At 68.7% G+C, this 12,136-nt stretch carries 10 protein-coding genes; 5 read left to right on the forward strand and 5 right to left on the reverse strand.

Going from position 1 to position 12,136, the window contains the following annotated elements; all coding sequences use genetic code 11:
- A complete protein-coding gene (locus CJEDD_RS07190; protein ID WP_042404871.1) occupies positions 1-1,263 on the reverse strand; it encodes a phosphotransferase in 1,263 nt (420 codons plus the stop codon).
- Positions 1,264-1,276: 13 nt separating this feature from the next.
- The gene (aspS, locus tag CJEDD_RS07195) at positions 1,277-3,091 is read right to left on the reverse strand and encodes an aspartate--tRNA ligase (RefSeq protein WP_042404902.1); all 1,815 of its coding nucleotides are present in this window, start codon (positions 3,089-3,091) and stop codon (positions 1,277-1,279) included.
- Between the two features lie 136 nt (positions 3,092-3,227).
- Here aspS and ypfJ point away from each other — a divergent pair, with 136 nt between their 5' ends.
- Genes ypfJ through CJEDD_RS07210 form a run of 3 tightly spaced genes read left to right on the forward strand, consistent with a single transcriptional unit; the run spans position 3,228 to position 6,321 of the window.
- Positions 3,228-4,130, forward strand: coding sequence for a KPN_02809 family neutral zinc metallopeptidase (gene ypfJ / locus CJEDD_RS07200; protein ID WP_042404869.1), 903 nt, complete (start codon positions 3,228-3,230; stop codon positions 4,128-4,130).
- 3 nt (positions 4,131-4,133) lie between these two features.
- Positions 4,134-4,871, forward strand: coding sequence for a CBS domain-containing protein (locus CJEDD_RS07205; protein ID WP_042404867.1), 738 nt, complete (start codon positions 4,134-4,136; stop codon positions 4,869-4,871).
- Positions 4,872-4,926: 55 nt separating this feature from the next.
- Positions 4,927-6,321: an L-serine ammonia-lyase gene (locus CJEDD_RS07210; RefSeq protein WP_042404865.1), complete on the forward strand. Its 1,395-nt coding sequence runs from the start codon at positions 4,927-4,929 to the stop codon at positions 6,319-6,321.
- Between the two features lie 4 nt (positions 6,322-6,325).
- Here the strand turns inward: CJEDD_RS07210 and hisS are convergent, their stop codons facing one another.
- Together hisS and CJEDD_RS07220 are read right to left on the reverse strand one after the other, a co-directional pair.
- A complete protein-coding gene (hisS, locus tag CJEDD_RS07215; RefSeq protein WP_042404863.1) occupies positions 6,326-7,606 on the reverse strand; it encodes a histidine--tRNA ligase in 1,281 nt (426 codons plus the stop codon).
- A gap of 16 nt (positions 7,607-7,622) precedes the next feature.
- Positions 7,623-8,249, reverse strand: a complete 627-nt coding sequence (locus tag CJEDD_RS07220) for an MBL fold metallo-hydrolase (protein ID WP_198132949.1) — start codon at positions 8,247-8,249, stop codon at positions 7,623-7,625.
- A 107-nt stretch (positions 8,250-8,356) separates the two neighbouring features.
- Between CJEDD_RS07220 and CJEDD_RS07225 the strand changes: the two genes are divergently transcribed.
- Positions 8,357-9,319, forward strand: coding sequence for a peptidylprolyl isomerase (locus tag CJEDD_RS07225; RefSeq protein ID WP_042404860.1), 963 nt, complete (start codon positions 8,357-8,359; stop codon positions 9,317-9,319).
- A gap of 93 nt (positions 9,320-9,412) precedes the next feature.
- Positions 9,413-9,676, forward strand: coding sequence for a hypothetical protein (locus tag CJEDD_RS07230; RefSeq protein ID WP_042404858.1), 264 nt, complete (start codon positions 9,413-9,415; stop codon positions 9,674-9,676).
- Between the two features lie 138 nt (positions 9,677-9,814).
- On the opposite strand, the gene CJEDD_RS07235 is transcribed toward CJEDD_RS07230, so the two are convergent.
- Positions 9,815-12,019 carry a bifunctional metallophosphatase/5'-nucleotidase gene (locus tag CJEDD_RS07235; protein WP_273657456.1) on the reverse strand — a complete coding sequence of 735 codons (2,205 nt, stop codon included), beginning with the start codon at positions 12,017-12,019 and terminating at the stop codon, positions 9,815-9,817.
- Positions 12,020-12,136 lie beyond the last annotated feature (117 nt).

Consider the following 12,136-nt stretch of genomic DNA (forward strand, 5'->3'; position numbering starts at 1 on the left):
CTACCGCAGCCGCTCCGCGAGCCCGGAGGCGAACGCGGCGATCTGGCGGTACGCGGGGTCCGCGCCGGTGCCGGCGAAAGCGGCGAGGGATTCGAACGTCTCGCGCAGGTCGCGCCGCACAAGCAGCTCATCCTCGGTGAACGGGCCCTCGACGTGCGGGCGCAGCACGTCGCCGTTGAACTCGGTCGCGCCGTCGGTCGCCTCCGCGCGCTCGGCCTCGGTGCTGAAGTCGTCGGCGGTCAGCCCCGCGTCCTCGAACTCCTTCGCCAGCCGCGCGTCGCTGGCCAGCACGTCCGCGGCGGTGAACGGTTCGAGCATGGCCACGCTACTCATCGCCCAGCCGATAAGCGCCGCCGTGATGCGGGCCTGCAGCGTGTCGGGGTGGCGCACGCTCGACCAGATGCCACCCACCTCGGCCACCCAGGCGTCGATAAACGCCTGCGTCGCCTCGGGGTTGAACGGCTGCGCCGCGAGGAAGACCGGGAAGCGGGCGACGACGAACGCAACGTCGAAAGAGACGTCGCGGAAGCCCGCCCACTCGTAGTCGAGGAAGTGGAACGTGCCATCTCCGCGGATGATGTTGTCCGGCGCGAGGTCGAACGGGGTGAACGCGCGCATGCCGCCGCGCAGCAGGCGCGACTGCACGTTCGCCGCGATGAGGGCGACCTCGGTGGGGATCTCGATGCCGGCGCGGCGCAGGAAATCCACGCCGAGGCGGATGCGGTGCGCGAGCATCCGGTCGCGCAGCCTCTGGACGACGACCGCGTTCGGGCGCGAGCGCGTCATGCGCTGGAAGAGCACGTTATAGGCGTCCTCTTCGTTCGCCGTGCCGGCGTGCATCTTGCCCAGCGCGCAGCCGAGCGTGCGCAGCAGCTCGACGTGCGTCGCCTCGTCGGCGGCCTCGAGCGCCTCCGCGAGGGTCTCTCCCTCGCCGAGGTCGGACACGATGAGGATGCGCTGCGCCGTGTCGTAGCCCAGCAGCACCGGGCCGGGCCGGGAGTGTTCGGGCAGCGAAGTGGCGAACTGGTAGGCCACCACCTCGCGCAGGAACGCGGCGTCGCCGAGCTCCTCGCCCGTCGCCGGGGCGTGCTTGACTACCACCGAGCGGTGCTGGAAAAACGGGTTGGTCACTACCCGCGCGCGGAAGACGTCGGCGAGGCCGGAGCCGTCGAGGCGTGCGACGTCGACAAGCTGCTGCTCGCCGCCGTACCGCTTCGTCAGAATCTCGGCGGCTGCGCCGATGATCTCGCTCTGCTCGCCCATGGCACCGCCCGCGCTACTTCGCGACGCTGGCCGCCTCGGCCTCGTCGCCGGCGGCCTGCTTCGGCTTGAAGTCCACGCCGGTCTCCTTGCGCTGCTCCGCCGGGATCGGGGCGGGCGCATCGGTGAGCGGGTCGACGCCGCCGCCGGACTTCGGGAAGGCGATGACGTCGCGGATGGAGTCGAAGCCGCCGAGCAGGGAGACGATGCGGTCCCAGCCGAACGCGATGCCGCCGTGCGGCGGGGCGCCGTACTGGAACGCGTCGAGTAGGAAGCCGAACTTCTCGTCCGCCTCCTCGTCGGTGATGCCCATGACCTCGAACACACGCTTCTGCACGTCGTGCTCGTGGATACGGATGGAGCCGCCGCCGATCTCGTTGCCGTTGCAGACGATGTCGTAGGCGTACGCGAGCGCCTCGCCCGGGTTCTCCTCGAAGTTGTCTAGGAACTCCGGCTTCGGGGAGGTAAACGCGTGGTGCACGGCGGTCCACTTCGAGTGGCCGAGCGCGACGTCGCCGGATGCGGTGGCGTCGGCGGCCGGCTCGAACAGCGGCGCGTCGACGACCCAAGTGAACGCCCAGTCGCCGTCCTTGATCAGGTCGAGCTTGCGGGCGATCTCGCCGCGCGCCGCGCCGAGCAGTGCGCGCGAGGCCTTCGTCTCGCCCGCCGCGAAGAAGATGCAGTCGCCCGGCTTCGCGCCAACGTGCGCGGCGATGCCGGCCTTCTCCTCGTCCGTGATGTTCTTCGCCACCGGGCCGGTCAGCTCGCCGTCTTCTTGCACGAGGATGTAGGCGAGGCCCTTCGCGCCGCGCTGCTTCGCCCACTCCTGCCAGGCGTCGAGCTGGCGGCGCGGCTGCGAGGCGCCGCCCTCCATAACCACGGCGCCGACGTACTCGGCCTTGAACACGCGGAACGTGGTGTCCTTGAAGAACTCGGTGCACTCCACGAGCGGGATGTCGAAGCGCAGGTCCGGCTTGTCGGAGCCGTACTTCTCCATCGCCTCCTTGTAGGTCATGCGAGGGATCGGCGTCTGGATGTCGTAGCCGATGAGCTTCCACAGCTCGACGAGGATCTCCTCGGCCAGCGCAATGATGTCGTCCTGGTCGACGAAGCTCGCCTCGACGTCGAGCTGCGTGAACTCCGGCTGGCGGTCCGCGCGGAAGTCCTCGTCGCGGTAGCAGCGCGCGATCTGGTAGTAGCGCTCTATGCCCGCGACCATGAGCAGCTGCTTGAACAGCTGGGGCGACTGCGGCAGCGCGTACCACGAGCCGGGCTTGAGGCGGGCCGGCACGAGGAAGTCGCGCGCGCCCTCCGGGGTGGAGCGGGTCAGCGTCGGGGTCTCGATCTCGGTGAAGTCGTGGCTGTCAAGCACGCGTCGCGCCGCCTGGTTCGCCTTCGCGCGCAGGCGCATCGCGTTCGCCTGGCGCTCGCGGCGCAGGTCGAGGTAGCGGTAGCGCAGGCGGGTCTCCTCGCCCACCTCGGCGGACGACGCGTCCTCGATCTGGAACGGCAGCGCCGCCGCCTTGTTCAGCACCTTGAGGTCGGTGACGTTCACCTCAATCTCGCCCGAGGCGAGGTTCGGGTTCGCGGAACCCTCCGGGCGCGGCTCCACCACACCCGTGACCTGGATGACGTACTCGCTGCGCAGATCGTGCGCCGCCTCCGCGACCTCGGACTCACGGAAGACCACCTGGGCCAGGCCGGAGCGGTCGCGCAGGTCGATGAAGATGACGCCGCCGTGATCGCGGCGCCGGGCGACCCAGCCGGTGAGCGTGACGGTCTGGCCGTCGAGTTCTTTCCCTAGGTTCCCCGCAAGGTGAGTGCGCAGCACGGTAACTTCCACGTCCTTCCACGTGATGGCGAAACTAACCTGGCAGAGTTTACCCGCCGCACCTGAACCGCGTTTCCACCCCGCCAATTCCCGCCCTATCCCGCGGCGCGGGCGGATATTTGGCAGAATTCCCTGCATGACTTTCAGAGGCGATTACGCGCAGGGCCAAGGCGGCAATGTCTCCACCAGTTCCGGCAGCGGCCGCGGTGCGAGCCCGCTGCTCGCCCTGCCCCTGCTCCTCGGCGGCGGTGGTGGCGGCACCATCCTGATCATCCTCCTGCTGTGGTTCTTCCTCGGCGGCGGCAGCAGCATCTTCGGCGGTGGCGGCTCGGACAGCCAGGGCCAGGGCGGCTACTCCCTCGAGCACTGCCAGCAGGCCGGTTCGTCGAACGAGTACGACGACTGCCGCGCGGCGGCGACGTGGGGCTCGCTCAACTCCATCTGGGCGCAGCAGCTGCCCGAGCAGGCCGGCGTGAACTTTTCCGAGCCGAAGATGGAACTGTTCAAGCGTGACGTGAACACCGGCTGCGGCTACGCGAGCTCGGACACCGGCCCGTTCTACTGCCCGCAGGACCGCACCGCGTACCTCGACGTGAGCTTCTTCGACAGCCTCGGCCAGCTCGGCGGCTCGAACGGCCCGCTCGCGCAGGAGTACGCGACGGCGCACGAGTACGGCCACCACATCCAGAACCTCGAGGGCACCCTGGGCCTGAGCGACTACAAGCACCCGGGCCAGGATTCGGCCGCGGTCGCCCTCGAGCTGCAGGCCGACTGCTACGCCGGCATCTGGGCGCACCACGCCTCCCAGGGCCCGAACGCGGCGCTCGACCCCATCACCGACGACCAGCTGCGCGAGGCGCTGCAAACCGCGCAGTCCATCGGCGACGACAACATCCAGCGCAAGTCCGGCGGCGAGGTCGACCCTGACGCGTGGACCCACGGCTCCTCCGAGCAGCGCATGCAGTCGTTCAAGAGCGGCTACGAGACCGGCAAGATGGAATCCTGCGACACGCTCAACCGCGGCGGCTACAAGAGCTAGGCCATGAGCAGCGCCGAGCCCGACCGCACAGCCCCCAACCGGGCCGTGCCGTTTCTCGCGGCGTTCAACGCCATCGAGGGCTTCCTCCGCGACGCACTCGGCGCGAAGAAGTCCGATTCCTTCGCCTGGATGGCCCGCCTCGCGGCGAAGCGGGGCGTACTCACCCACGACCAGGCGGAGACGCTGCAGGAGTACGCCGAGCTGCGCAACGCCATCAGCCACGGCGAGTACGACAACCTGCGCCCCATCGCCGAGCCGCTGCCCGAAACGGTCGCGGACATCGAGCGGCTGCGCGACGCGCTGCTTTCCCCGGCGCTCGCTTTAGACGTCGTCAAGCAACAGCGCGTCGTCTCCTTCTCCCCCGACGACGACATCGAGGAGCCCCTGCGCGCCATCGCGGACGAGGGCCTCGCGCAGTTCCCGGTGTACGAAGCCGGCGAGTGCGTCGGGCTGCTGACCACCAATGCCATCGCCCGCTGGGTCGCCGCCGAGCTCGACGCGGACCGCACGCTGCCCGCCGCCTCCGTCGCCGAAGTGCTCGAGCACAGCGGCAAGCTCGACGAGCCGGTGTTCCTGCCCCGCACCGTCACCGCGGCCATGGCGGTGGAGGCGCTGAGCACCCCGCTGCCCTCGGGCGCGGTGCCGCGCCTCGCCATCGTCACCGAGCACGGCAAGCCCACGGAGAAGCCCATTTCGGTGCTCGGCGCGACGGACATCCCGGCACTCTCGCAGGCCGCCTGAGCGGGCCTTGCGTAGCGACGTCCTCCGGCCCCGAACCTGCTGTAACATCCCCGGCATGTCTACAAATTTCGTGAGCGTCGTCGACCTGTTCAGCATCGGGATTGGCCCGTCTTCCTCCCACACCGTCGGCCCGATGCGCGCCGCACAGGCGTTCGTCGCGGGGCTGGACGCGACCCCCGCGAAGGTCGCGGTGGAGCTGCGCGGCTCGCTCGCGGCGACGGGCGTCGGGCACGGCACCGACCGCGCGGCGCTGCTCGGCCTCGTCGGCTACACCCCCACCACGACGACGGCCGATATCGCCCCCATCCCCGGCGAGCCGATCCCCGCGACCGGCGTGATCGAGGGCCCCGCCGGCACGGTCGAATACGAGCTGCGCTTCGACCCGGCGCCGGTGGCGGCGCACCCGAACTGCCTCATCTTTGACGCCTGGGACGCCGACGGCAACGTGCTCGCGGAGCGGGAGGACTACTACTCGGTCGGCGGCGGGTTCATCCTCGACCGCTGGGAGATGGAGGCCCACCGCAACGAGCCCGGCGTGGCCACCGCGCGCGAGATCGCGGCGGTGCCGTACCCCATCGCCACCGGCAAGGAGCTCATGGCGCGCTGCGCGGAGACGGGGCTCACGGTCGCCGAGGTCATGCGCGCAAACGAGGAGTCCATCCACGGGGCCGAGAAGCTCAACGCGCACCTCGACGCGGTGTGGGACGTCATGCAGGAGTGCGTCGCGCACGGGCTGAAGACCGAGGGGACGCTGCCCGGCGGCCTCAACGTCAAGCGCCGCGCCAACCGCGTCCACCGGCTGCTCACCGCCGAGTACGAGGCGTCCACCGCGCGCGGCCTCGACGCGATGGAGTGGGTCAACCTCTACGCGCTCGCAGTGAACGAGGAGAACGCGGCGCACGGCCAGGTGGTCACCGCCCCGACGAACGGCGCGGCTGGCATCATCCCGTCGGTGATGCACTACTGCCGCGACTTCACGGACGACTTCACGGTGGAGCGCGCCCGCGAGTTTCTGCTCACCGCGGGGGCGATCGGGTCGATCATCAAAACGAACGCGTCGATCTCCGGCGCCGAGGTCGGCTGCCAGGGTGAGGTCGGCTCGGCCTCCTCGATGGCGGCCGCGGGCATGTGCGCCATCCTCGGCGGCACACCGCAGCAGGTGGAAAACGCCGCGGAGATCGCCCTCGAGCACAACCTGGGCCTCACGTGCGACCCGGTCGGCGGTCTCGTGCAGGTGCCATGCATTGAGCGCAACGCCATTGGCGGCGTAAAAGCCATCAACGCCGCGCGCCTGGCCAAGCTCGGCGACGGCACGAACATCGTCACCCTGGACGACGTCGTGGAAACGATGGCGGCGACGGGCCGCGACATGATGACGCAGTACAAAGAGACGTCCATGGGCGGCCTCGCGGTGCAGCTCGGCCTGCCCGTGAACATCACGGAGTGCTAGGGCGCTAGCGGATCGCCCGCGCCACCGCCTCCGCGGTGAGCGCGACGGACTCCTGGGTGTGCTCGGCGAGGTTCTTCACCGCCACCTCGCCGGCCTCGAGTTCCCGCTCGCCGAGGACGAGGGCGTAGCGCGCGCCGGCCCGGTCCGCGCCTTTCATCGAGCCCTTCAACCCGCGGCTGCCGTAGGCCATGTCGGCGGAGACGCCGGCGGCGCGGAGCTCGTCGATAAGCGAGCTCATCTTCACCCGCGCCTCGTCGCCGATGGCGATGCCGAAGACGTCGACGCGGTGCGACGCCTCCTCGAGCTCGATGGCCTCCGCCTCGAGGGCGAGCACGGTGCGGTCGACGCCGAGGCCGAAGCCGATGCCGGACAGGTCCGGCCCGCCGATCTGGGACATGAGACCGTCGTAGCGCCCGCCGCCGCCGATGCCGGACTGCGCGCCGAGCCCGTCGTGGACGAACTCGAACGTCGTCTTTGTGTAGTAGTCCAGGCCGCGGACCATGCGGGGGTTGATCACGTACGGCACGCCGAATGCGTCGAGGGCGCCGGTGACGGTCTCGAAGTGGGTGCGGCACTCGTCACAGAGGTGGTCGAGCATGAGCGGCGCGTCCGCGGTCATCTCGCGGACGGACTCACGCTTGTCATCGAGCACGCGCAGCGGGTTGATCTCCGCGCGGTGGCGGGTCTCCTCGTCGAGCGGCAGGTCGAAGAGGAACTGCTGCAGTTTCTCGCGGTAGGCCGGGCGGCAGTTCCGATCGCCCAGGCTGGTCAGCTCGAGGCGGAAGCCGGTCAGCCCCACCGACCGGTAGCAGCGGTCCGCCAGCGCGATGACCTCGGCGTCCATGAGCGGGTCGTCGACGCCGATCGCCTCGACGCCCACCTGCTGCAGCTGGCGGTAGCGGCCCGCCTGGGGGCGCTCGTAGCGGAAGAACGGGCCGTAATAGTTCAGCTTCACCGGCAGGTAGCCGCGGTCCATGTTGTGCTCGATGAACGCGCGCATCACCCCGGCCGTGCCCTCCGGGCGCAGCGTGACAGAGCGCCCGCCGCGGTCCTCGAACGTGTACATCTCCTTGCTCACCACGTCCGTGGACTCGCCGACGCCGCGTGCGAACAGCGTCGTGTCCTCGAACACCGGCAGCTCGATGTGCTGGTACCCGGCAAGGCGCGCCTGGCGGGCGAACTCGTCGCGCACGTGGATGAACGCCGCGGAGGCCGGGGGGACGTAGTCCGGCACGCCCTTCGGCGCGGACAGCTTCTGGAACTGGTCGTTCTGGTTCTCGCTCACGGTCAGTCAGTCTAGTTCAGCGGCTCCGGCGCAGGAACGGGTTGGTGGCGCGCTCGTGGGCAACCGTCGTCGCCGGGCCGTGGCCGGGCAGGACGTCGAGCGCGTCGTCGAGGTTCCACACCGGCCCGCGCAGGCTTTCCAGCATCTGCGCCGGGTCCGAGTCCGGCAGGTCGGTGCGCCCGATCGAGCCGCGGAAGAGCACGTCGCCGGAGAACACCACACCGTCGGCGACGAGCATGACGCAGCCCGGCGAGTGGCCCGGTGCGTGCACCACGTCGAAGGTCACGCCGGCGACGTCAAGCGGCGCGCCGCCGGCCAGGTCGTGGAGGTGTTCGACGGGTTGCATGCCGGAGGCGTCGTAAAGCACCCGCGCCTCCTCGCTCACCCCCTCGCCGCGCTCGAGCATGAAGTCGTCCGCGGGGTGGATGAACGTGTCCACGCCGAACTTCGCCGCGTCGCGCGTGTGGTCGATGTGGCCGTGCGTGAGCACCACCGCCTCGAGGCTGGCGCCCTCGCACGCGAGGTGCTCGGTGACGGCTTCGTACGCGCCGAGCCCCGGGTCGACGACGAGGGCGCGCCCCCGCTCCTCCACGATGTAACAATTGGTTTGGAACGGACCCGCGGCGAAACCGGTGATTCTCATGCTGGCCACTGTATGCCGGCTGCTAGGCTTTCACACCGTTCGCGCGGGGCAGTTGCGTATCGACGAGCTCCGCTTTCAACTAACCGAACCAGTGAGGTGCACGCCCAGTGGCAACGAACGAACAGCGCGGCAAAGACGCCCTGTCTGATCTCGAGCGCGAGCTCAACGCGCGCGACAGGAAAGAAAAGAACCGCCCGTGGACGGTTGCCGCGATCTCCGCGGCGGTCATCGCCCTCGTCGGCGGCGGCATCTTCTTCGCCGCCACGAAGGACGACGGCGACAACACTGCCGCGAGCGAGACCACCGCGACGGAGAGCGCGGACACCTCCACCACCGAGCAGGAGCCGTTCGACGCCTCGAAGTACGAGCCGATCGCCACCACGCGTGACGTCGCCCTGCCGCCGACCGTCAACTGCACGTACAACAAGGCCAACGACGGCGGCGACGGCGTGAGCGCGCCGCAAACCGACGGCATCTCCACCGAGGGCACCGTCACCGTCGAGCTGGACACGAACCAGGGTCCGATCGGCATGGAGCTCGACCGCTCCGCCTCCCCGTGCACCGTCAACGCCATCGAGCACCTGGCCAAGGAGGGCTTCTACAACGACACGGTGTGCCACCGCCTGACCACGGGCGACGGCCTGAAGGTGCTGCAGTGTGGCGACCGCGCCGGCACCGGCGCCGGCGGCCCGGGCTTCCAGTTCGACAACGAACTGCCCACGGACAAGGCCCTCGACGAGGTGGATATGTCCGGCGTGAACATCCCTGAGACCGCCACCGACCAGGAGAAGAAGCAGACCCGCTCGATGATGCTGCAGCAGGTCGCCCAGCCGGAGCGCTACGAGCGAGGCACGATCGCCATGGCGAATGCCGGCGTGGACACGAACGGCTCGCAGTTCTTCCTCAACTACGGTGACTCGGTGCTGCCCCCGCTGTACACCTACTTCGGCCACATCGACGACGCCGGCCTGTCCACCCTGGACAAGATCGCCGCGAACGGCGTCGAGGGCGGCTCCGAGGACGGCGCACCGGCCGAGGAGGTCCGCATCCAGAAAGCAACCGTGAAGTAGCCACCATCCATTGCACCGGGGGTGCGCAGCCGTTAGCATCCCCAGAAGCACACCGCTGTATTTTTTCGACTCCACTGAACGAGGTTTGACGCAATGAAGGCCCGCACCAGTCTCGCAGCCGCCGCCACCGCCGCAGCCGTCACCGTCTCCGGCGTTACCGCCGCGGGCGCGGTGACCGTGAACGACACCCCCGAGAGCAAGGCCCAGGAGACCACGAAGGAAAAGAGCGGGGGTTCCTCGTTCTCCGACATCTCCGAGATGAGCATCGACGAGATCAACGACTGGATCGCCGTGGTCACCGCCATCGTCGGCCTGATCACCCAGGTGCTCACCGTGGTGAACAAGTTCGCCCGCTAGCCCAAGCGTTCCCGCACCGACCGCGCCGCCTGGCCGGTCGGTGTCGTGCATTTCGGCACCCCACAGGGGCACAGGGACACAGCAACACCGCCGGAACCCCCGAGTAGGGACTCCGACGGTTTTCGCTTTTGCTACGCGCTAGGAGATCTTGGCGATCGGGCCGAGGATGCTATCGATCGGGCCGGCCAGGAACACGGCGAGCACGCTGAGCAGCGCGACCATGCCCGCGATGATGACTGCGAGCGGGGCGTTGCTGGAGCCGTTCGAGCTCGAGCCGTCGGAGCTGGAGCTGGAGCCCTTCGCGGTCGTCGGGGCGGGGGAAGTGGTCGTGGTGGTGTTCGTCGGGGTCGGTTCCGGCGTCGGCGTCGGCTTCGGATCCTGCGCCGGGGTCGGTTCCGGGGTCGGGGTCGGTTCCGGGGTCGGGGTCGGGGTCGGGGCGGCGGCCACCGTGACCGGGAGCGTGACCTTCGTGCCAGCGTTGGTGGTGATCTCGAGGGTCTGCGCGCCAGAAGCGTCCGCCGGAATCTCGATCTCGACCTTCGCGCGGCCCTGCTCGCCCAGGCCCTTGTCGGCGTCGGTGACGTCGTTGTTCACCGTTGCGGAACCGGTCGCGCCACCGAGCTTCACGTCGACGGTGCTCGCCTTGGCCTCGCCGTCAGAGGAGTAGCTCAGGGAGGTCAGCTCGATGGTGTTCTTCTCGCCGGCCTTGAGGCCGCCCTCCGGCAGAACCACGCCGACGTCCTTCTGGCCCTCGCGCACCTTCGCATTGCCGGTCTGGAGGTAGTCCACGAACGCCTGCAGGTCATTGTAGCCCACGTCGTTGCGGTCGCGGACCTCGTCCTTGTTGATCAGGCCGTCGCCGCCGTCGAGGAGGAACGTCGATGCCGCGACGGTGTAGTCCTTCTTCGGGTCGACGGACTCGCCGTTGATCTTGATGTCGAGGATGCGGTTGCCGCGCTCGGCGTTCGGGTTGTAGGTGTAGGAGACGTTGTCCGACAGGCCCATGTCCAGGCGCGGGCGGCCGGACTTCGCCTCGGCCTCAGCCGTCCGCCACTGGTTCTCCAGCGCCTCCTTGATGGCGGCGCCGGACAGGGTGGCCACCGCGATGTTGTTGCCGAACGGCTGGACGGTCGCGGCCTGCTCGTAGGTCACGTCGCCCTTGGAGAGGTCATCGCGGACGCCGCCAGCGTTCATCACGCCGAAGTCGATCTTCGTGTCCAGGAACGCAGAGAGCGCCGCGACGGCCGACTGGGCGAGCATGTTGTTCGCGGTGGACTCGGTGCCGCGGTTGGTGCCGGGCTTGTCACCCGGGTTGGAGCCGCGCTTGAAGTCAGCGTCGATGGTAGCGATGACCTTCTGGCCGCGCTCCTGGGAGATCTTCTCGGCCTCGGCGACGATCTTCTCGACCTCCGGGTCCGGGGTGATGCCGAGGTCGGCGAGCTGCGTCGCGTCGATCTGCTTTGCGTCGACCTTGACAACCTTCTTCTCGGCTTTGTCGTAGGTGAAGGTGACGTCGGTGACAACCTTGCCGTACTCGTAGGACTGCGCGAACGGCACGGCCGCGTTGAGGTCGAGGCGCTTGATGTGGTCGTCGCCGCCGAAGACGAAGTCGACGTACTTCGGGTCGAGCTTCGGCGAGCTGGTGTCCGCCGGATCGTGGATGAGGGCGATCACCATGTCGGCCTCGCCGTTGTCCTTGATCTTCTTCGCCTCGACGTTGACCTGCTCCGCGGAGTCTTTGAAGTCGATGCCGGCGACGTTGGCGGGGCTGGACTTTTCCGGGGTGAGGTTGGAGGTGGTGCCGACGAGCGCGACCTTCACGCCGTCCTTCTCCACGATGGTGTACGGCTTCACGGTCTGCTTGCCATCGACGAAGATGTTCGCGCCAAGCTGCTTGTCGTTGGTGCCCGGGACGATGCGGTCGATGAGGTCCTTGTAGCCCTTGTCGAACTCGTGGTTGCCCACGGCGGAGCCGTCGGTGCCGATGGCGTTAATGAAGTCCATCGTGTACTTGTCGTCCGAGATGAACGAGACGAATGCGGAGCCGCCCTGATTGTCGCCGGAGGAGGTGACGATGGTGTTCGGGTTCTGGCCACGCAGGTAGTTCATGATGCCCGCGACGTTCGCGGCACCCATCTCGTCGGTGCTCTTCGGCGTGAGGGCACCGGTCTCTTTGTCCTTGGTCAGGTTTGCCTTGAGACGGCCGTGGAAGTCGGTGATGTTGGCGACGTCGATGGTCACCTGATCCGCCTCAGCGGCGGAGACGAACGGGGTCGCCGTCAGCACAACGGCGGTGGTGGTCGTGGCGGCGATCAGCGCGCCGGCGCGGCGGAAATCGAACACGGTGACTCCTCAGGAAGTTGGGATAGTGGTGTCTCCCTTGTAGTCCCATTTCCGCATTCGCGCAGCAAGTTAACCGTTGAGCGACGGACGTGAACTGCGAAGATAACCGGCTGTCCA

Origin of the sequence: Corynebacterium jeddahense, from assembly GCF_028609865.1 — a bacterium.
GTDB classification, from domain to species: Bacteria; Actinomycetota; Actinomycetes; order Mycobacteriales; family Mycobacteriaceae; genus Corynebacterium; species Corynebacterium jeddahense.